Annotated in this window: 18 protein-coding genes; 8 read left to right on the forward strand and 10 right to left on the reverse strand. The window is 53.9% G+C overall.

What is annotated here, in order from left to right:
- Position 1: 1 nt before the first annotated feature.
- From ACE38U_RS11785 to rmf, 5 genes are all read left to right on the forward strand, one after another.
- Positions 2 to 1,909, forward strand: a complete 1,908-nt coding sequence (locus ACE38U_RS11785; protein WP_038473960.1) for an ABC transporter ATP-binding protein — start codon at positions 2 to 4, stop codon at positions 1,907 to 1,909.
- Between the two features lie 16 nt (positions 1,910 to 1,925).
- Entirely contained in the window at positions 1,926 to 3,194 is a 1,269-nt protein-coding gene (pqiA, locus tag ACE38U_RS11790; RefSeq protein ID WP_038473957.1) for a membrane integrity-associated transporter subunit PqiA, read from the forward strand.
- Positions 3,184 to 4,824: an intermembrane transport protein PqiB gene (gene pqiB, locus ACE38U_RS11795; RefSeq protein ID WP_038473954.1), complete on the forward strand. Its 1,641-nt coding sequence runs from the start codon at positions 3,184 to 3,186 to the stop codon at positions 4,822 to 4,824. Before pqiA ends, pqiB begins: the two co-directional genes overlap by 11 nt.
- A complete protein-coding gene (gene pqiC / locus ACE38U_RS11800) occupies positions 4,821 to 5,387 on the forward strand; it encodes a membrane integrity-associated transporter subunit PqiC (RefSeq protein ID WP_176981341.1) in 567 nt (188 codons plus the stop codon). The genes pqiB and pqiC overlap by 4 nt, the downstream gene beginning before the upstream one ends.
- A gap of 259 nt (positions 5,388 to 5,646) precedes the next feature.
- Positions 5,647 to 5,814, forward strand: a complete 168-nt coding sequence (gene rmf, locus ACE38U_RS11805; protein ID WP_008461244.1) for a ribosome modulation factor — start codon at positions 5,647 to 5,649, stop codon at positions 5,812 to 5,814.
- 71 nt (positions 5,815 to 5,885) lie between these two features.
- On the opposite strand, the gene ACE38U_RS11810 is transcribed toward rmf, so the two are convergent.
- From ACE38U_RS11810 to ACE38U_RS11830, 5 genes are all read right to left on the reverse strand, one after another.
- On the reverse strand, positions 5,886 to 6,956 hold the full coding sequence (locus ACE38U_RS11810; RefSeq protein WP_176981342.1) for an ABC transporter ATP-binding protein: 1,071 nt from the start codon (positions 6,954 to 6,956) through the stop codon (positions 5,886 to 5,888).
- Positions 6,949 to 8,718 carry an ABC transporter permease gene (locus ACE38U_RS11815; protein WP_176981343.1) on the reverse strand — a complete coding sequence of 590 codons (1,770 nt, stop codon included), beginning with the start codon at positions 8,716 to 8,718 and terminating at the stop codon, positions 6,949 to 6,951. The genes ACE38U_RS11810 and ACE38U_RS11815 overlap by 8 nt, the downstream gene beginning before the upstream one ends.
- Positions 8,719 to 8,806: 88 nt before the next feature.
- Positions 8,807 to 9,895, reverse strand: a complete 1,089-nt coding sequence (locus ACE38U_RS11820; protein WP_375529802.1) for an ABC transporter substrate-binding protein — start codon at positions 9,893 to 9,895, stop codon at positions 8,807 to 8,809.
- A gap of 231 nt (positions 9,896 to 10,126) precedes the next feature.
- Positions 10,127 to 10,645, reverse strand: coding sequence for a bifunctional 3-hydroxydecanoyl-ACP dehydratase/trans-2-decenoyl-ACP isomerase (fabA, locus tag ACE38U_RS11825; protein ID WP_016535664.1), 519 nt, complete (start codon positions 10,643 to 10,645; stop codon positions 10,127 to 10,129).
- 68 nt (positions 10,646 to 10,713) lie between these two features.
- The gene (locus tag ACE38U_RS11830) at positions 10,714 to 12,468 is read right to left on the reverse strand and encodes an AAA family ATPase (RefSeq protein WP_176981345.1); all 1,755 of its coding nucleotides are present in this window, start codon (positions 12,466 to 12,468) and stop codon (positions 10,714 to 10,716) included.
- Positions 12,469 to 12,644: 176 nt separating this feature from the next.
- On the opposite strand from ACE38U_RS11830, the gene matP reads away from it, so the two are divergent.
- A complete protein-coding gene (gene matP / locus ACE38U_RS11835; protein WP_038473939.1) occupies positions 12,645 to 13,097 on the forward strand; it encodes a macrodomain Ter protein MatP in 453 nt (150 codons plus the stop codon).
- Between the two features lie 93 nt (positions 13,098 to 13,190).
- Here matP and ompA read toward each other — a convergent pair whose 3' ends face one another.
- Together ompA and sulA are read right to left on the reverse strand one after the other, a co-directional pair.
- The gene (gene ompA / locus ACE38U_RS11840) at positions 13,191 to 14,267 is read right to left on the reverse strand and encodes a porin OmpA (RefSeq protein ID WP_038473936.1); all 1,077 of its coding nucleotides are present in this window, start codon (positions 14,265 to 14,267) and stop codon (positions 13,191 to 13,193) included.
- A 357-nt stretch (positions 14,268 to 14,624) separates the two neighbouring features.
- Positions 14,625 to 15,134 (reverse strand): SOS-induced cell division inhibitor SulA, encoded by a 510-nt coding sequence (sulA, locus tag ACE38U_RS11845; RefSeq protein WP_038473934.1) that lies wholly within the window; start codon positions 15,132 to 15,134, stop codon positions 14,625 to 14,627.
- 217 nt (positions 15,135 to 15,351) lie between these two features.
- On the opposite strand from sulA, the gene ACE38U_RS11850 reads away from it, so the two are divergent.
- Positions 15,352 to 15,981 carry a TfoX/Sxy family DNA transformation protein gene (locus ACE38U_RS11850; RefSeq protein ID WP_176981346.1) on the forward strand — a complete coding sequence of 210 codons (630 nt, stop codon included), beginning with the start codon at positions 15,352 to 15,354 and terminating at the stop codon, positions 15,979 to 15,981.
- Here ACE38U_RS11850 and yccS read toward each other — a convergent pair.
- On the reverse strand, positions 15,966 to 18,107 hold the full coding sequence (gene yccS, locus ACE38U_RS11855) for a YccS family putative transporter (RefSeq protein ID WP_176981347.1): 2,142 nt from the start codon (positions 18,105 to 18,107) through the stop codon (positions 15,966 to 15,968). The two genes, ACE38U_RS11850 and yccS, sit on opposite strands and share 16 nt — an antisense overlap.
- A gap of 9 nt (positions 18,108 to 18,116) precedes the next feature.
- Entirely contained in the window at positions 18,117 to 18,563 is a 447-nt protein-coding gene (locus ACE38U_RS11860; RefSeq protein ID WP_038473925.1) for a YccF domain-containing protein, read from the reverse strand.
- Between the two features lie 130 nt (positions 18,564 to 18,693).
- On the opposite strand from ACE38U_RS11860, the gene helD reads away from it, so the two are divergent.
- Entirely contained in the window at positions 18,694 to 20,748 is a 2,055-nt protein-coding gene (gene helD, locus ACE38U_RS11865; protein WP_375529803.1) for a DNA helicase IV, read from the forward strand.
- Here helD and mgsA read toward each other — a convergent pair whose 3' ends face one another.
- The gene (mgsA, locus tag ACE38U_RS11870; RefSeq protein WP_038473919.1) at positions 20,749 to 21,207 is read right to left on the reverse strand and encodes a methylglyoxal synthase; all 459 of its coding nucleotides are present in this window, start codon (positions 21,205 to 21,207) and stop codon (positions 20,749 to 20,751) included.
- Positions 21,208 to 21,304: the final 97 nt, after the last annotated feature.

Raw genomic sequence — 21,304 nt, forward strand, 5'->3', positions numbered from 1 at the left:
CATGTCATTAATTAGTATGCACGGTGCCTGGCTGTCGTTTAGCGACGCGCCGCTGTTAGATAACACCGAATTACACATCGAAGAAAACGAACGCGTCTGTCTGGTTGGCCGTAACGGCGCGGGCAAATCAACGCTGATGAAGATCCTCAACCGCGAGCTGCCGCTGGACGATGGGCGCATGGTGTATGAACAGGATCTGATCGTGGCACGTTTGCAGCAGGATCCGCCGCGTAACGTTGCGGGCACGGTGTATGACTTTGTGGCGGAAGGCGTGGAAGAGCAGGCCGAATACCTCAAGGCCTACCACGACATCTCCCATAAAGTGATGACCGACCCAAGCGACAAAAATCTTAATGAGATGGCGCGCATTCAGGAGATCCTCGATCATCAGGGCCTGTGGCAGCTCGACAGCCGCATTAACGAAGTGCTCGAGCAGCTTGGTCTGGAAGCGGATACCGAGCTTTCCGCGCTGTCCGGCGGCTGGCTGCGTAAAGCCGCGCTGGGCCGGGCATTGGTCAGCTCCCCGCGCGTGCTGCTGCTTGATGAACCGACTAACCACCTTGATATCGAAACCATCGACTGGCTGGAAGGCTTCCTGAAGGAGTTCCAGGGCAGCATTATCTTTATCTCCCACGACCGTTCCTTTATTCGCAATATGGCGACCCGTATTGTCGACCTGGATCGCGGCAAGCTGGTTTCTTACCCTGGCGACTACGACCAGTATCTGCTGGCGAAAGAAGAAGCCCTGCGCGTGGAAGAGTTACAGAACGCCGAGTTTGACCGCAAGCTGGCGCAGGAAGAAGTGTGGATCCGTCAGGGCATCAAAGCGCGTCGTACCCGTAACGAAGGGCGCGTTCGTGCCCTGAAAGCGATGCGCCGCGAGCGCGGTGAACGCCGTGAAGTGATGGGCAGCGCGAAGATGCAGGTCGAAGAGGCGAGCCGCTCAGGCAAAATCGTCTTCGAGATGGAAGACGTTAATTACCAGGTTGCCGGCAAAACGCTGGTGCGTGATTTCTCCGCTCAGGTTCAGCGTGGCGATAAAATTGCGCTGGTGGGGGCGAACGGTTGCGGTAAGACTACGCTGCTTAAGCTGATGCTTAGCCAGCTACAGGCCGACAGCGGCCGCGTGCACTGCGGTACCAAGCTGGAAGTGGCCTACTTCGACCAGCACCGCGCCGAGCTGGATCCTGACCGCACGGTGATGGATAACCTGGCGGAAGGGAAGCAGGAAGTAATGGTGAACGGCAAGCCGCGCCACGTGCTGGGCTACCTGCAGGACTTCCTGTTCCATCCAAAACGCGCCATGACTCCGGTGCGTGCGCTTTCCGGCGGGGAAAGAAACCGTCTGCTGCTGGCCCGTTTATTCTTAAAACCTAGCAACCTGCTGATTCTCGATGAACCAACCAACGACCTGGACGTCGAAACGCTGGAGCTGCTGGAAGAACTGATTGATGGTTACCAGGGCACGGTTATGCTGGTTAGCCACGACCGTCAGTTTGTCGATAATACCGTCACCGAGTGCTGGATCTTCGAAGGCCAGGGCAAAATCGGTCGCTATGTCGGCGGCTACCATGATGCCAAAGGCCAGCAGGGTTCCGCCCAGCCTTTGCGTCAGGCGGCTGCGGTTAAAACCGAGAAGGCCGAGGCGCAAAAAGCAGAACCTGTTAAACGTGCCAATAGCAAACTAAGCTATAACCTGCAGCGCGAACTGGAGCAGCTGCCTCAACGACTTGAGCAACTTGAGGCCGATTTAGGCGTGCTGCAGGCAAAAGTCGGCGATGCGGATTTCTTTAACCAACCGCACGATACGACCCAGAAAGTCCTCGCGGAAATGTCCGCAGCGGAGCTGGCTCTGGAAGAGGCATTCGAGCGCTGGGAGTATCTCGAAGCGCTGAAAAACGGCTCGTAATCTAAGGAGAGTTACGATGTGTGCCACACACCACCATCGCTCGCATATTTTGTGTCGACAATGTGATTTGCTGGTGGCATTGCCGGAGCTGCAGGATGGCCACAAAGCCTCCTGCCCGCGCTGTGGCACACCGTTGGTCACGCAGTGGTATTTACCGCGCCAGCGGCCGACGGCTTACGCTTTGGCGGGGCTGTTTATGCTACTGCTGGCCAACCTGTTTCCTTTCATTAATATGAAGGTGGCCGGGATCAGCAGCGAAGTCACGCTGATGCAAATCCCCGGCGTGATGTTTTCTGAGGATTACGCCAGCCTCGGCACCTTCTTTCTGCTTTTTGTCCAGGCGGTGCCGGCCTTCTGCCTGATAACCATCCTGCTGTTAGTCAACCAGGCGAAGCTACCTTTCGGGCTTAAACGCTGGCTGGCGCGAGTCCTGTTCCAGCTGAAAAGCTGGGGCATGGCGGAAATCTTCCTCGCCGGCGTCCTGGTCAGCTTCGTTAAGCTTATGGCCTATGGCGATATTGGCGTGGGCAGCAGTTTTATACCCTGGTGCCTGTTCTGTATTTTGCAGCTAAGGGCCTTCCAGTGCGTCGACAGACGCTGGCTTTGGGACGATATTGCGCCCATGCCGCCGGTGCATCAGCCGCTAAAAGTTGGCGTATCGGGTATCAAGCAGGGGCTGCGTTCCTGCTCCTGCTGTACGGCAATTGTTGAGGCTGACACGCTGGTTTGCCCGCGCTGTGGGACACACGGTCACGTGCGCCGCAGACACAGCCTGCAATGGACGCTGGCGCTGCTGATCACTTCTATCATGCTCTACCTGCCAGCAAACATTATGCCGATCATGGTAACTGAGATGCTGGGTAGCAAATATCCCTCCACGATTTTAGCCGGGGTGATCCTGCTCTGGAGCGAGGGATCTTATCCGGTGGCGATGGTGATTTTCATCGCCAGTATTATGGTGCCGACGCTGAAAATGATCGCCATTGCCTGGCTGTGCTGGGATGCAAAAGGGCACGGCAGGCGTGACAGCGAACGTATGCATCTGATTTATGAAGTTGTCGAATTTGTTGGCCGCTGGTCGATGATCGACGTGTTCGTGATTGCCGTCCTTTCTGCGCTGGTGCGTATGGGCGGGTTGATGAATATCTACCCGGCTATGGGAGCATTAATGTTTGCTTTTGTGGTTATTTTGACGATGTTTGCAGCGATGACCTTTGACCCTCGCTTGTCCTGGGATCGAGCAGACGATGTAACTGATGAGGAGTCTTCCGAGCATGGAAAATAAGAGCGGCGAGGCGAAAGTACAGAAGGTAAAAAACTGGTCGCCGGTTTGGATCTTTCCCATCGTAACGGCGCTGATTGGCGCCTGGATCCTGTTTTACCACTACAGCCATCAGGGGCCGGAAGTGACCCTGATTACCGCCAATGCTGAAGGCATTGAAGGCGGAAAAACCACCATTAAAAGCCGCAGCGTGGACGTGGGCATCGTCGAGAGCGCGCAGCTTACCGACGATTTACACCACGTGGAAATTAAGGCCCGGCTCAATTCCGGCATGGAAAAGCTGCTGCATAAAGATTCCGTCTTCTGGGTGGTAAAACCGCAGGTTGGGCGGGAAGGGATTTCCGGACTTGGGACGCTGCTGTCTGGCGCCTACATTGAGCTCCAGCCGGGTACCAAAGGCGAGCAGCCGGAAAACTATGCTTTGCTGGATGCGCCACCGCTTGCGCCGCCGGACGCCAAAGGTATTCGCATCACGCTCGACAGCAAAAAAGCAGGTCAGCTCACCCCTGGAGACCCGGTGTTGTTCCGCGGCTATCGCGTGGGCTCGGTGGAAACCAGCACCTTTGATACCAATAAACGTGCTATCAGCTACCAGCTGTTTATCGCCGCGCCGAACGACAGGTTGATTACCAGCAACGTTCGCTTCTGGAAAGACAGCGGCATTGCCGTGGATATGTCTTCCCAGGGCATGCGTGTTGAAATGGGCTCGCTGACCACGCTATTTAGCGGCGGCGTGAGCTTCGACGTGCCTGACGGGTGGGAGTGGGGCAAGCCGGTTGAGTCCGGCACCGACTTCCAGCTGTTTGACGATCAGAAAAGCATTCAGGATTCGCTGTTTACCGATCATATCGACTACCTGATGTTCTTCAAAGATTCTATTCGCGGCCTGCAGCCGGGCGCGCCGGTAGAGTTCCGGGGCATTCGTCTGGGTACCGTCGCTCAGGTGCCGTTCTTCAACGAGAGCATGCGTCAGAAGCTGAACGACGATTTCCGTATTCCGGTGCTGATCCGTATTGAGCCGGAACGCCTGAAAAATATGGTAGGGAATGAGGCGGATATTCCATCGAATATGAAGGCGCTGATTCAGCGCGGGCTGCGTGCCTCGATGAAAACCGGAAATCTGATTACCGGTGCGCTGTATATCGATCTCGATTTCTATCCGAATGAGAAAACGGTTACAGAAATTCCGAGCATCAGCGGTTATCCGGTGATCCCAACCATGAGCGGCGGCCTGGCGCAAATTCAGCAGAAGCTGCTGGAAACGCTGAATAAGATTAACAATCTGCCGATTTCGCCGATGCTGGAACAGGCGACGAACACGCTGGGTGAAAGTCAGAAAACCATGCGTCATCTGCAACAGACGCTGGATAACCTGAATAAGATAACCGCCAGCCAGTCGATGCAGCAGCTGCCGGAAGATATGCAGAAAACGCTTCGCGAGCTGAACCGCAGCATGCAGGGCTTCCAGCCTGGCTCCGCGGCCTACAACAAGATGGTGGCGGATATGCAGCGTCTTGATCAGGTGCTGCGTGAGCTGCAGCCGGTATTGCGCACGCTGAACGACAAGAGCAATTCGCTGATATTTGAAGCGAAGGATAAAAAGGATCCGCAGCCGAAGAGGGCACAACCATGAAAAAGTGGCTCACGCTAGCCGCCGTATTGACGCTGTCTGCCTGTAGCGGCAGCGATAACGGCAAGACGTACTATCAGCTGCCGCAAAGCTCACAGCCTGTTATGCAGGCCGTGAGCCAGCCTGGAAGCCACTTACTGTGGGTCGATCAGATTACGGTCCCTGATTTCCTGGCGGGCACCGGGGTGGTTTACCAGACGACCGATGTGCAGTACGTCATTGCAACCAGTAATCTGTGGGCCAGCCCGCTGGACCAGCAGCTACGTAATACGCTGGTGAGTAACCTCAGCAGCGCGCTGCCGGGCTGGGTTGTTGCTTCCCAGCCTTTAGGTAACGATCAGGAAGCGCTAAGCGTGAACGTGACCGGCTTCCACGGCCGCTACGACGGCAAGGTAATTGTCAGCGGAGAGTGGCTGCTGAAGCGCCAGGGCGAGATAATCAAACGTCCGTTCCATATCGAACTGAAGCAGCAGGATGACGGCTACGATGCGATGGTGAAAACCCTGGCTCAGGGCTGGCAGCAGGAAGCGAAGAGTATCGCTTCGGAGCTCACACGCCTTAATTAATAGGTAAAATGATTGGTACAAAAAAGCTGCGATTTTCACCGTCGGGTGGTCGCAGCTTTTCTTTTTTTGTGAACCGGTTAGCCGCAGGATAGCCTGACTTTTTGCCGAAAAGATAACCAGAATAGCGCAGGAATATGACATTGGCGTGAATTTTGCGCATTGACGCTCTTCGGATTTCGCGTTATTGCTTATCCGTGGTTGCACATTTTGTAATCACTGTTTTCTTTTCCACCAGACAATGTAATGAGGGAAACGAGGCATGAAGAGACAAAAACGAGATCGCCTGGAACGGGCACATCAACGTGGTTATCAGGCAGGCATCGCCGGACGCTCAAAAGAGATTTGTCCATATCAGACTCTGAATCAGAGGTCCTACTGGATGGGAGGCTGGCGAGAAGCCATGGAAGACAGGGCGGTTACTGCGTAATCACTGTCTCTTTAGAAAAAGAAACCTCCGCCATGCGGAGGTTTCGCCTTTTTGGACCCTTGTAAAATCAATCAGGGTTTGGGGAAAATCCAGACGTGCTGTTCGGGCAGCTGTAGATGATGAGGTTGAGCGTCACGCATTTCATTGCCGTAGGCGCGGATAACGAAATCATCCCCAGCGGTGCGGAATAAATACTCCCAGCGGTCACCCAAATACATGCTGGTCAATAGCGGCAGCGTCATGCCGTTTTCTCCCGGCTGGTCTGCAATACGCACGCGCTCAACGCGAATCACCGCCGTGGCTTCCTGCCCGGCCACTACGCCGGCGCCTGCTTTGCCCCAGAGCGCCCAGTCGCTGCCTTCGATACGCGCTTTGCCGTCGCGAACCTCGGTCACCTTGCCGTTCAGGCGGTTGTTGCTGCCCATAAACTCGGCGGTAAAGAGCGTTTGCGGCGAGCCATACATTTCCTGCGGCGTACCCTGCTGTTCGATTTTGCCGTTATTCAGCAGCAGGATACGGTCGGAAATTGCCATCGCTTCGTTCTGGTCGTGGGTAACCATCAGCGCTGACAGGCCGAGCTTGATAATCAGTTCACGCAGGAAGACGCGAGCCTCTTCGCGCAGCTTCGCATCCAGGTTGGAAAGCGGCTCATCCAGCAAAATCACCGGTGGGTTATAAACCAGCGCCCGGCCAATCGCCACGCGCTGCTGCTGCCCGCCGGAAAGCTGATAAGGATGGCGCTGGCCGAGGTGACCCAGGCCCAGCTGATCCAAAACCGCCTGCACCCGCTGATTGATTTCCGCCGTCGCCACTTTACGCAGCTTTAGCGGATAGGCGACGTTTTCGAATACCGTTTTGTGTGGCCACAGGGCATAAGACTGGAATACCAGCCCCAGGTTACGTTCCTCCGCCGGGATCTCTTTGCGTGACGCACCGTCGTAAACGTTGCTTTTGCCGATAACAATAGTGCCCTGAGTGGGCTTTTCCAGCCCGGCGACGGCGCGCAGCAGCGTGGTTTTGCCGCTGCCCGAAGGACCAAGCAGTGAGACGACCTCACCGCGTTTGAGATCCATGGAAACGCCTTTCAGCACCGGGTTGTCGCCGTAGGTTAAGTGCAGGTTCTCGACCGATAACTCAATCATGTAATTTCACTCCAAAACGAAGGGCAATGCCGAGCCCTAACACCACGAACAGAATATTGATAAACGAAAGTGCGGCGACGATATCAATGGCGCCCGCGGCCCACAGCGAAACCAGCATTGAGCCGATGGTTTCGGTGCCGGGTGAAAGCAGATAGACGCCGGTGGAATATTCACGCTCGAAGATCAGGAACATTAGCAGCCATGAGCCAATCAGGCCGTAGCGCGACAGCGGTATAGTGACGTGGCGGGTGATTTGCCCTCGGGTTGCCCCGGTGCTGCGAGCGGCCTCCTCCAGCTCCGGCCCAACCTGCAGAAGAGTGGAGGAGATAAGGCGCAGGCCATAGGCCATCCACACGACGGTATAGGCCAGCCAGACGCTGAATATCGTGCTGCGCAGTGAACGCAACCAGACGATGAGATTATCCCGCAGCCACTGGGACCACGGCATGCCGGAAAGCCAGCCGGATTTCAGCGCGTTATCGAGCCACATTGGCAGGAATAAGAACACCCACAGGAAGGCCAGGCCGGCCAGCAGGCCAGGCACTGCACGTGGCACCAGTACGCTGTAGTCGAGGAAGCGGGTGACGTTATCCGGCTTTCTGTGCATGGCGATGCCGATAAACAGGTAGCAGACCACCGCCAGCGCACCGCCGATGACGCCAATCGCCATAGAGTTGACGATGGCTCGCAGCAGGTTAGGCTGCTCCCAGATGGTACGGAAGGTGTTCAGCGACAGTTCATCCCACAGCGAAACGCCCACGCCCCAGTTGGAAATAAAGGCGCGCAGGATGACGCCAATCAGCGGCACGCCGATGGTGACGGTCAGCCAGAAAGCCACGACTGCACCTGCGACCCAACGCCATTTCCCGAGCGGCAAGGCTCGCGCCTGGGAGGCTTTGCCTTTGACGGTCACAAAGCGGTTCGCGGTGCGCATCAGGCGGCGCTGCAGCATCACCAGCGGGATGGTGATACAAATCAGCACCACGGCGACGGCGGCCATCAGGTGATAAGACGGCGTGCCGAGCTTATTGGTGAGCTTGTAGAGGTAAGTTGCCAGCACCATGTTGCCTTCCGGGTCGCCCAGGACGAGCATCAGGCCGAAAACTTCCAGCCCAAGAAAGAACAGCAGCACGGTTGCGTAAAGCATCGCCGGGCGCACCATCGGCAGGCTGACGGCGGTCATGACCTGAAGCGGTGATGCGCCTGCGGTACGGGCCGCTTCTTCCACATCAGACCCTACGCTACGCAGCGCCGAGGAGATGTAGAGATAAGCGTGGGGAACGTGCGTCAGGCCGGCAATCACCACGATGCTCGACATGTCGTAGATATTCCAAGGCACGAAGCCGAGCAGCGACTGAGCCCACAGAGAGAAGAAACCGACCGGGCCTGCGGCCACCACGTAGCCGAATCCCAGCACCATAGGAGATACGAAGATAGGCACCAGAATCAGCGGCTCAATGATCCGCCTGCCGGGCAGGTCGGTACGAACCATCAGGAAAGCCAGAATGCCGCCCAGCGGGATGGCAATAATCACCAGGCCAAAAGCCAGAATAAAACCGCTTTTCAGCGCCAGGTAAAAATCAGAGTCGGTGAAAATAAACTCAAAAGATTCGAGGCTCCACTCTTTCGACGGCGAGAAGAACGGGGCCGAGAGAAAACTCTGTATAACGATAAACGACAGCGGAATATAGATAACCAGCGCCGTTATCAGCACCACGATGCCGCGCGGCAGGCTCTGCCACTTTCTGCGTAATGCATCCATGTAACGATCCCTCAGGTCAGTAAGCCTGAATAGCCTAATGTGTTCGGGTTAAGCGAGGCGCAGCCGGATGGTGCGCCTCATCAAAGGATTATTTCGCGGCGGCTTCGCGCCACTGCTTGATGTAGTCCAGACGTTTTTTCTGCTGCAGGTATTCCAGCAGGGTTTCATCAACAGGGATTGGTTTAAGCGCGTTACCGAGCTTCTTAGTCATACCGTCGATGTCGTTGTCACCGTCGATATCATTGCGAATGGACGGAATGTCAGCCTGGTTGGCGAGAATATTTTGCCCTTTCTCTGACAGCACGTAGTCAATCCACAGCTTCGCCGCGTTGCTGTTTTTGGCTTCACTGCTGATAAACGATACGCGTGACAGCACCAGGGTATAGTCCTTCGGATAAGCAATGCCGAGGGAGGTGTCCGTTTTGGCGCGTGCTTCTGCGTAGGAGCCCAGGATGTTGAAACCAATCAGGTTCTCGCCAGAGGAAACGCGCTCCATCATCGTCCCGGTTGAGGACTGGACCGAAAGACCACCTTTCGCCACAGCGGCCAGAGTTTTGAAGTAGTTTGGGTCGGCCTTGTAGTCCTGAACGGAAAGCATAAAGCCAAGACCGGATTTTTCGATATCGTAAGTGGTGACTTTTTTGCTGAATTTATCCGGCTGGCTGGCGATGAGTTTCGCCAGCGCCTCGTGGCTCTCAGGCACTTCGTTGGCCGGGATCAGGCGTTTGTTATAGATAAAAATAACCGGCTCGTAGGTGGTGCCGTACGCCTTGTCTTTCCATACCGCCCACTTAGGCAACTGACCTTGTTCGGGGGATTTGTACTCCTGGGCATAGTCGGTGGCGAGCTTCAGAGCAGTGTCCATCGAAGAGCTCCAGACTACGTCCCCGCTGGTACCGCCTGCGGCCTGCTCGCTGATATAACGGTTATACAGCTCGGTGCTGTTCATGTCGTTATATTCCACCTTGATACCCGGATAAGCGGCCTCAAAGCCTTGAATCAGCGGCGAGGCGGTTTTGGTGTCGGTGGTGGAGTAGAGCACCACTTTGCCTTCTTTGGTCGCGGCATCAATAATTTTCTGATAATCAGCCGGATAGCCCTGCGGCACGGCAGAAAACACGGAGGTAGAGAACAGCACGGCAGAAGCAAGGAGAGAGACACGTAACTTATTCGACATTATTGTTAACCCCTAGTTACATTTGAGAAACTAAAAATCAACATAACGCATAACGTTTTTCAGGCAAGAGGGCGAGTTTTCTATCTTCACGATTTGTGATTTCGAACGTTGTTTAAGCAATTAACACCATAAAAACCACGACGGAAATTTAAGGATCTGCCCCAACAAAAAACAAAAAGGCACCCAGTGCGAACAATGGATGCCTTAGAGGTAAAGCCTGGTAATGGCGTATTAGAAAGCAGTCGTGTCTTTGAACAGACCCACTTTCATGTCGGTGGCGGTGTAGATCACGCGGCCATCAACCAGCACTTCGCCATCGGCCATGCCCATGATCAGGCGACGGTTGATAACGCGCTTAAAGTGAATGCGGTAGCTGACTTTTTTCGCCGTTGGCAGGATTTGCCCTGCCAGTTTGACTTCACCTACGCCCAGCGCACGGCCTTTACCTTCGCCGCCGAGCCAGCCGAGGTAGAACCCAACCAGCTGCCACATGGCATCCAGGCCCAGGCAGCCAGGCATCACCGGATCGCCAATAAAGTGGCAAGCAAAGAACCACAGGTCAGGGGTGATATCTAATTCTGCTTCAACGTAACCTTTATCGAAGTTACCGCCGTCTTCGGTCATTTTGACCACGCGGTCCATCATCAGCATTGGAGGCGCGGGTAACCGTGGGCCTTCAGCGCCAAACAGTTCGCCACGACCAGAGGCAAGAAGATCTTCTTTCGTATAGGATTCGCGTTTATCTACCATGTCTACAGTAAGCCTTTTTATAATGAAGCACGCAGGTTAGCTAACACGTGTACGCTCAACAAGTCCGATCAGTTGTGGTTGAACCAGTTGAGCCAGCGTAGCGGCCACGGAAAGCGTTGACGAACATCCGGCGCCGAAGCCTGAGCAATACGCTCCTGCACCGCACGCATCAGGGTGTTTTGCCCTTCGCCATCCCACGGGAGATTGGTCAATAACGGCAGGGCATCGGCCACGTCGTCAATAGCCCAAATCGAGAATTTATTTTGCTCGACGGCCTCCAGAACATCTTTATGCAGCGACAGGTGGCGTACGTTCGCCAAGGGAATAATTACGCCCTGAGCTCCATTGAACTCACGCTGCTGGCAAATGCGGAAGAACCCTTCGATTTTTTCGTTCAGTCCGCCAACAGGTTGAACGCGGCCAAACTGATCGACCGAGCCGGTTATCGCGATGTGCTGATAAATCGGGACATTGGCGAGGGCGCTTATCAGTGCGCACAGTTCCGCCATCGAGGCGCTATCGCCGTCTACTTCGCTGTAAGACTGCTCAAAAGTGATCGATGCAGAGAACGGGATCTGCTGGTCGAGCTGTAGCTCAGCCATCAGAAACGCCTGCATGATCATCATCCCTTTGGCATGAATGTTACCGCCAAGTTCCGCCTTACGCTCAACGTCGGTGAACTCACCGTCGCCTACGTGAACTACGCAGCTAATGCGCGAAGGTTCACCAAAGGCACGCGGGTGACCCGGGAACTCAATCACCGAAAGGGCGTTAATCTGGCCGATCGTTTCGCCTTCGGTTTCAATCAGGATCTGTTCCATCAGGATTTCATCCTGCATGCGCTCGGCCAGGAAACCTTCACGCCATTCACGCTGTTCGAGCATCTGCTGGAGCTGTTCGGCGTTGAAGCTGTTTTCTTCGGTAAATGGCGCAACTTCACGCAGCTGGCGTGAAATCCAGGATGGGCAAAGCGGTAATGTTTCCTGATCGCCCGTGTAGCGCACCGCTTCGCGAATCAGCGGTTGCCAGGCATCTGCAGCGGGGGCTGGCAGAGACTTCTTTTCGGCGATGGCGTAGATCCACTGGCACCAAAGCGCCATCTCGTCTGCAGAGGCGATTTGCAGATTGTCTTCAAATTCACTGTAGATAGCGGCAGAGGCGAGGTCCATTTCCATTTCCTGGAAATCGGCCAGCGAATCGCGCTCGCCAACCAGCACCAATTTAAAGTCGAGCGCCAGAGAAGGAATTTTGACCGGCAGCGGGCGGGTTTCGTCTGGTGAAATCCAGTCAAAACGGCCCTGGATCATCATCTGCTTAAGGCGCAGCCACAGCAGGGGTTGCGCAAGGACGCTGCGCAGGGACAGCACGAGCACACCACCGTTGGCACGGTGAATCAGCCCGGGTTCAAGGGTGACCGCGCCAGCAAACTGGCGCACGCAGCCGAACAGCTGCTCTGCTTCAATCCAGTCGGCAGCGACAACTTCTCCGCGGGAAGCGAAATTGTCGTCGGCGTGCTCAGCAGGGCGCAGCGTCACCTGGTTTCCTTCAATGAGGTAATGTCCGCCGGTGAGCACTTCGGCTTCACCGCACGTTTCTTCAACGGCTGCTGCGATAAGGTCCAGGTATTCTTGCTCTTCTGGTGCTTTCACCAGCATCAAATCGACAGAAGAGACGGAAAGGTTGAGTTGCTCAATCCCGTAAAGTAAACGAGGTTGAACCGCAGAAAGAGGGGCAGAGTCGGTATCATAAGGCTGTGCAAAAATTTCCTGATAGCTTTCGGTATCAGGCACAAGGGCACGCCAGTCAAGTCGATTAGTCGTCAAAGTCGCTATATTTTTTAATGAGATGTCAAAGGCGCGATTATACAAGAATCGTCCGGGTAGCACACGGATAAAGCAGTATCACAGTTTTATCCCCCTCACAGCTTTGATTTTCAGTTCAGCGAATGGCGGAAAAACTGTTATTCTGAACTAAGTTACGCGGTCACACTGAGATCACAATGAAATATCAACAGTTGGAAAATCTCGAGAGCGGCTGGAAGTGGAAGTATCTGGTGAAGAAGCATCGCGAAGGAGAGTTAATCACGCGATACATCGAAGCCAGTGCAGCACAAGAGGCTGTGGAGCAGCTCCTGACGCTTGAGAACGTGCCTGTTTTGGTTCAGAGCTGGATCGATCAGCATATGAACCCAGCGCTGCATAACCGCATGAAGCAGACGATTCGTGCCCGGCGTAAAAGACATTTTAACGCCGAGCATCAGCATACCCGTAAGAAATCCATCGATCTTGAATACCTTGTCTGGCAGCGTCTGGCCGCGCTGGCACAGCGCCGGGGCAATACGCTTTCAGAAACCGTTGTTCAACTGATTGAAGACGCGGAACGTAAAGAGAAGGTGGAAAATAAGATGTCGACGCTTAAGCAGGATTTGCAGGCAATGCTAAGCAAAAAGTGACGTCGTGAAGAAAGGGGGGCGATAAAGTTCTCGCGATATTCCAGCCAATAAAAAACCCCGCCTTGGCGGGGTTTTTGTTCAAGGAAGGGTAACTTATGCCGCAGGCTGAGTTACAACTTCTTTGATACCTTTAACTTCGATCTCAACGCGACGATCTGGAGCCAGGCAGTCGATCAGTTTAGCTTTAGGCGCTACTTTGTCACAGGTGTTGCCTGTAACTGGGTTAGATTTGCCCATGCCACGTGGAGAGATTTTGTTCGCCGGGATACCTTTAGAGATCAGGTAATCAACAACGCTCTGTGCACGTTTTTCAGACAGTTTCAGGTTGTACTGCTCAGAACCGATACGGTCGGTGTAACCCAGAACAACGACGGAACCGTCTTTCGGATCCAGGTTGCTCAGCTGGGTGTACAGCTGATCCAGTGCCTGCTGACCTTCTGGTTTCAGGGTTGCTTTGTTGAAGTTGAACAGAACGTCAGACTTCAGAGTGAAGTGCTTGGTCTGTACTTCTGGCGCTGGAGCCGGAGCTGGCGCTACAACTGGAGCAGCAGCTTCCTGCTGGCCGAAGCGGTAGGAAACACCTACGCTCAGCATGCCGTTGTCTGGACGAGTACCAACGGTCTGTGCATCACCGATGTTGTTAACCCACTGGTATTCCAGACGGGTAGCGATGTCACGGGTAACAGCCCACTCAACACCACCAGCGAATACTGGAGAAACACCGGTGTCGTGGTCTTTCAGACGCTCACCAGCCGCGTTGTTTGCGGTGGAGTCTGCACGCCATACCATGCCGCCCAGACGGGTGTAGATGTCCAGATCGTCAGTGATTGGGTAACCCAGTTTAGCGGTCAGCTGCACGCCCTGAGCTTTGAAAGCACCGTTTTCTGGAGTACCTTTGTAAGGCATACGGCCCAGCCAGTCATATCCCATTTCGAAACCAACGTACGGGTTAACCTGGTAACCACCGAATGCGCCAGCACCCAGTTGGCTTTCGTGGGTCGGACCACTGCCGATACCACGGTCGTAGCCGTTACCGTAGAAACCGGTGTCGTGGTACTGGGACCAGCCCAGTTTAGCACCAGTATACCAGGTGTTATCTTTCGGTGCGGCCTGCGCTACGGTAGCGAAGCCAGCCAGTGCCACTGCAATCGCGATAGCTGTCTTTTTCATTTTTTGCGCCTCATTATCATCCAAAAGGCCATGAGCTCTAAACCAATTTAAAGCCCAGGGTTAAATCCTTCGCCCGGGTTTACGCTCAATTGTTACTCTACCGATATATCGGTGTTATGAAGAGCAACCCTGGCGAGGTAAAGTCTACAACGTAGTTGAAAAGTTACAAGTGTGAAGTCCGTCAGGCATATGAAAAAAAACGACTTGCATACATATCTTTTTACAAATTGGATGCTTTTTTAAGCAAGTGCTTTATCCCTTGAACCCCGTCAAACCGCCATATGGCGGGTATTCTTGAATCATGACAGCGGATTATATGGCATGAGTAAAAAAATCCAGGATTTCTCCTAAATTTACTTAATGATACAAACTAGAATGAATTTTTAGGCCGTTTCGTGGTCTTGGACCGGATGTCATGTTGCTGGTTGGGCGCATAATGAATCCCATCGCACTCCCGGTTTCGGCTGCGATCGTTAGTCGTAAATGTTCTTCATCTGTTAATTCTTCCGTTAACCAGCCGATGACAACGCTGTAATTTCCCGTCTGCAAAGCTTTCACCATCGCGTCTACGGTGCATAAAGGATCTAACTGACTTGCCTGCATCACTTTTGCCAGCGGCAACCCCGCTGCCTGCAGCCATTCACGGCTGAGCTTCTGCTGCGGCGTGAGCCAGAGCTGCCAGCGAGATTGTTGTCCCAACTGCTGTAATAAAGGTAGCAGAATAAACTGCGTAACCCATGGGTTGTCTTCACTGTAGACCATTTCACTGATTAACCCCGGTGCGCTGTTATCAGAGGATGACTGAGCAGGGGAGTGCGCAGCAACTGCAACATGACGAAAGTGAGTTTGAAGGTTATGTGAGTGCATAGTGAGTCCCGCCTAATGGGTTACTGTATGAATATACAGTAATGCCTGTACGAACAAAGATCAACCGAAATTTCGGAAAGTGTCTCGCAATTTCTTCATGCAATACCGCTCCGGATGAAATTGTCGTTGCCATTACCTTTAACCTTACTTATTTTCTGGTGGTAGGAGGGGAAGTAACTACAGTAGCTATTTAACAGTTGATATATAAGGACATATTATGAAGGATGTTACGTTTCTTAGAATTCATAAATCACAGGAATATCTTTCTTCACTGGGTAAAATTGGTTGTCGGCCGCTATTTGGTGGTTACAGCCTGACTGTCGAAGGGGTCGTCTTTGCTATGGTGGCGAAAGGCGAGCTTTATTTGCGTGCCTGTGAACAGTGTGCAGATTATTTCAGCCAAAAATCGTCATCACCTCTCATGTACAGGAAAAGAGGACTTCCTGTGGCATTAAATTACTATCATGTGGATGAAGAACTCTGGGAGAACCCGGACAAACTTGTCGAGCTTTCCATTCTGGCATTACGAAACGCCCAGCGTGAGAAAACGCAGATAAAGATACGTTCCCGGCGGCTTAAAGATCTCCCTAATCTTTCTTTAAATATAGAAGTCATGCTTTGCGAAGTGGGGATCAAAGATCCGCAAACTCTGCAGCTTTTCGGTGCCAAAAGGTCATGGTTAAAAATACGCAGCACGAGGGCAACTGTGGGTATTAAAGTACTGCTTGCACTCGCGGGAGCCATTCAAGGTGTCCATGAGGCGGTACTCCCTTTAGAGGTTCGAAATGAATTGACGGAGTGGTGGCGCCGCTATGAGCAGCGCCAGCCTTCCTATTCGGAGCACTGAGAGATTTGCTGCTGAAGGCGAGATATTTCTGGCAGCAGAGCAATCAAAAGTCCGACTTGCTGCAGAACCAGGGGTTCTTTTGTTTCTGCTCGGGCCTCAAGATGTGAGATGCGGGCAGAAAGACCCCCGAGCGCTCTCTGAACGCGTTCTTCATCAACCGGCAGGTGATGAAGAGCATCATCCACATAGCAAACGGCATCATCAAGCAGCATGAGCGTATCTCCGTGGCTGAGTTTCTCCCTGTGCGCGCCTAACGCAGAGATGTAGCTATTAAAGGAGTGATTCAGACAGAGCAGGCGGAATGCCGCTTCTCGCATCTCTTTTGATACGTGAGGTTCAGAGGACATATTTGAAACCACTGAAGCCAGCTCGGCATCTTTGTTGTGCGCATCTCGCCGGGCTATACGGTATTCAAGACGATTATCCCGCCCCTGGTGATACTGCTCGAGAATGGCATCGAGATAGCGGCAGTTGGCGTTGAATGCACGTTCAACGACCAGCGATAACCGACGGAATCGCCAGTCTGGCCAAATGAAACTTACCGCGGCCCAGGCTATAGCACAGCCCAGTAACGTATCAAAAACGCGAGGGAGAGCGACTTCGAAACCTTCGCCCAGCAGGTTAAAGCACAGCAGTACCAGCAGCGTAATAAACATGGTGGCATGAGCGTACTGGACGTTGCGGAACGCGAAGAACAGCACGCCGGTAATGACAATCAGTATTAGCTGGCCTTCCAGGGATGGGACCAGCCAGAGTAAAGGCAGGCCAATCGCCACGCCGACTAACGTGCCGATGATACGCAACGCTAAGCGCCGCCGGGTAGCGCTGTAGTTTGGCTGGCAGACAAAGAGGCTGGTCAGCAGTATCCAGTATCCGTGCTGCAGGCCAGTAAATTGAATAAAGGCATAGCCAACGCACAACACCAGCGACATGCGCACCGCGTGACGGAAGAGCGCGGACTCCGGCGTGAGGTTCAGTTTTAGCCGCTGCCAGATATCATCGAAGCCCGTCAGCCTGTCGTCGGCAAGGCGGTTTTCCGGATCGTTTTGCGGCTCGGCAATGGCCTGTTCAGACTCAATGTTCGCCAGTTGGGCATCAATCGCCCGCAGGTTTGTAATCAGAAATCCCAGCGCTTTTATTTCTGCAGCGGTTGCGTGGCCTGCTCGAATACGATCCAGAGCGGAATCAAGATGGGTAAAAGCGCGCTCAAAACGAGGATCGTGCTGATAAGGGATGCGCAGCAGGATAGAACGCGAGAGTTGCTGGCAGGCCTGAGATTGCATCGTTAGCAGGCGTTGGAAACGGAACATCACGTCGCTGTAGCGGAATTTATCGCGCAGAGCCTGGTATTGAATATGGGATGAGCTGGCCCTTTCATGAATATCCTGGGCAACAAAATAATAGTGCAGCGTGCGGCGAGTCCCCCTCTGACCACGATCCCCGCGAAGGCGTGTCAGCAATGAGCTCTTGGTCTGATTCAGCGTGGTAACCAACTGACTGTTCGCCATGGCCAGCTGCAGCATCGGGGCCTGGGTTTCATCTTCAATGTCGGGGTCAAACAGCGTCGCTTTAATTTCCAGAAAGCTCGCAAGGCTTTCATAGCAGCGCGCCAGATTGTCCTGTAGCGGGCGAATGGGGAAAATTAAGTGGCCTGCCAGCGTCAGCAGGTTGTACCACACCGCGCCTGCCAGGAGGAACAGCGGCTGCTGATACCAGTGCTCATAGAGGGAAATTCCGAGCATGGTATAAATGGCTATCAGCAGCGCACCAAAGGCAATAGTGGCATAGCGTTGACCCAATCCACCGAGGAGGATAAACCCGCTGGTTGAAACCGTTAAACCTAATGCAAACAGCCATGGCCAGGGGAACAGCAGTTCGACAGATACCGAGGCGATAAAAAAGCTGACCAGGGTTATCAGTAAATTGCGTAACCTTCCGCTTACGCGGTCGTCAAGATCGGCCAGCGCCGCAGCAACAACGCCAAGCGTGAGCGGAATGGTCAGCTTCACTTCACCGAGCCACCACGGCAGCGCCACGGTGCCCGTAAGAGCAATAAATATGCGCAAGTTATAAAGCCAGGCGCTGTTCCAGGTATAGCGGCGTACAAGTGGGCTTAGGGTCAGCACGAATGCTCCTTACTGGAAACGGCGACGTGCGTTAGCTTCACGCGCGGCTCGCGCCACTTCAACCGGCACAACACGGCGGCCAACGGGCCATAATGCAATGGCCGCAATCTTGAAATTAGCAATGCCTACCGGGATCCCAATAATCGTGATGCACTGCGCGATCCCTGCCAGAATGTGCATAATGCACAGCCACCAGCCGAAGAAGATCAGCCACAGTATATTCAGCACCGTGCCGCCGGTATTCAGCAGCGCATTTTTACCCTGTGGATTAAGCTCATCGACGTGAACGGCTTCGTTTCCGTAAGGCACAAAGGAAAGCTTGGTGATTTCCCAGCAGGAACGGGTCAGCGGCAGGGTGAAAATCAGCACAATGCTGACCAACGTGGCAAATAACCATGAAAGGGTGGTCAAAAAGCCCCCCAGCACGAAGTTCAGAACATTTAGTACGGTACGCATAGTGACGCTTCCCTGGCAGAAAATAACAGAATGATTAACCACAGCAATTGTAACGCGTTTTTACTCTGGAGCGTCATTCCATCGGCAGTTAAACTTGGGCCACAACCTCCTCATCGGATCGGGCAACGTAATGGAACTCAAAGCAACTTCTCTCGGCAAGCATTTAGCACAGCACCCTTATAACCGGGTCAGGCTGCTGTCGGCCGGCGTTGAGGTCAAAGGCGATCGCCACGAATATCTTATCCCATTCAACCAGTTAATCGCGATCAACTGCAAGCGCGGGCTGGTATGGGGCGAACTGGAGTTCGTGCTCCCTGATGACAAAGTCGTTCGCCTGCACGGCACCGAATGGGCTGAAACCCAGCGCTTTTTCCACCATCTGAATTCGCTCTGGTTTAACTGGAGTACGGAGATGAGCGAGGTTGCCGCTGAAGTGCTTGCCGCTCAGCGAGAGGAGATAGAGAAGCGCACCCGCAAAGAGGTGTGGTTCAGGCACAGCGATATGCAAGCGCTACAGGATAATCTGCGCGCCGCCATCGCAGCGCTTCCGCTTCCGCACGCCAGGTTGGGTGAATTTGAAAATTGCCGCGAAGCGTGGGCAATATGCAAAGCCTGGCTTGAACAAGGTGAGGAACGCCGTCATCAGCGGAATAGCGCTTATACCGACCGTATGCTGGAAAAATACGCCACTTTCTTTGAGCAGGTAGAAAGCTCGCCGTTAAACCCTTCCCAGGCACGTGCCGTGGTTAATGGGGAAGATTCGCTGCTGGTATTGGCCGGGGCAGGCAGCGGTAAAACCTCGGTGTTGGTGGCTCGTGCAGGCTGGCTATTACAGCGTGGCGAAGCCACCGAAGATCAAATCCTGCTGCTGGCCTTTGGCCGCCAGGCCGCACAGGAAATGGATGAGCGTATCGCGAGCCGCCTGCATACCGAGGCTATTTCCGCCAGAACGTTCCACTCATTAGCGTTGCATATTATTCAGCAGGGCAGCAAAAAAGTGCCTCGGGTGAGCGAGCTTGAGAGCGACACCGCCGCTCGCCATCAGCTGTTGATTGACAGCTGGCAACAGCAGTGTCGCGAGAAAAAGGCGATGGCGAAAGGCTGGCGGCAATGGCTCAGCGAAGAGCTTGGGTGGGATATCCCTGAGGGCGAGTACTGGCAGGATAAACGCCTGGCGAAACGGCTTTCCAGTCGCCTGGATCGTTGGCTTGGCCTGATGCGAATGCACGGCGGTTCACAGGCGGAAATGATAGAAAGCGCCCCTGAACAGGTTCGTGAACTTTTCACTAAGCGAATCAAGCTGATGGCCCCGCTGCTGAAAAGCTGGAAAGCCGCCCTTAAAGCCGAAGAGGCGGTTGATTTCTCCGGGTTGATTCACCAGGCGATCAATGTGCTTGAAAAGGGGCGGTTTATCAGTCCGTGGAAGCATATTTTAGTGGATGAGTTCCAGGACATTTCTCCGCAGCGGGCGGCCTTGTTAGCGGCTTTGCGGCGGCAAAACTCGCATACTTCTCTGTACGCCGTGGGTGACGACTGGCAGGCCATTTACCGCTTTAGCGGGGCAGAAATGACGTTAACCACCGCATTTAACCAGCATTTCGGTGAGGGGGACAACTGCGCGCTGGATACCACCTATCGCTTCAACGATCGTATCGGTGAGATAGCCAACGGGTTTGTGCAGCAGAACCCTTACCAGCTACGTAAGCCACTGAACAGCCTTTCAAAAGGTGATAAAAAGGCCGTCACCCTGCTTGCCGATGACCGGCTGGACGATTTGCTGGACAAGCTTAGCGGCTATGTACTGCCGGAACAGCGCATTCTGGTCCTGGCGCGCTATCACCATTTAAGGCCAGACAGCCTGGAAAAAGCCGCCACTCGCTGGCCAAAGCTCAATATCGATTTTATGACCATCCATGCCAGCAAAGGGCAGCAGGCAGACTACGTGATTATTCTTGGGTTGCAGGAAGGAAAAGAAGGTTTCCCTGCCCCTGCCCGGGAGTCAATCATGGAACAGGCGCTCCTGCCGCAGCCCGAGGATTTTCCGGATGCAGAGGAGCGGCGTTTGCTTTATGTGGCGCTGACCCGGGCACGCCACCGCGTCTGGCTTATGTTTAATAAACAGGAGCCTTCAGTCTTTGTTGACGCGCTCAGGCGGCTCGGCGTGCCGGCAGCGAATCGCCCCTGATTACTTCAGGCGTTCGCTAAGATAGCGTTGGTAGTCTGGAATCAGAATATCAACGCTTTCGTTAAAGCCCGGGGAGTGAATGATAAAGTCCGCGGTGGAGAGGTTGGTGGCGACCGGAATGTTCCAGACGGTCGCCAGGCGCAGCAGGGCTTTAACGTCGGGATCGTGAGGAACGGCATTGAGCGGATCCCAGAAGAAAATCAGTACGTCAATTTTGCCTTCAGAAATTAAGGCTCCTACCTGTTGATCGCCCCCCATAGGGCCGCTGAGCATGGCATTGACCTCAAGGCCCGTCGCTCGCTGAATCAAATTACCCGTTGTCCCGGTGGCATATAATGTGTGCCTGGCAAGGGTTGCTTTATGACGCTGTACCCACTTTAAAAGTGCATCCTTACAGTGATCGTGGGCAACCAGTGCGATATGTTTATTTACCGCAAGGGTGCGGGTTGTTAATTCCATTGTCTTTTCCTGGGCAGTTTTAGGCTGCGGACAGATTACTAAAAGTGCCCGATGCTGCAAGAGTACGGCATCAAAAAAGCGAACTGGCTCGTCGGTT

Source organism: Cedecea selenatireducens (assembly GCF_042138895.1).
Lineage (GTDB): Bacteria > Pseudomonadota > Gammaproteobacteria > Enterobacterales > Enterobacteriaceae > Cedecea > Cedecea selenatireducens.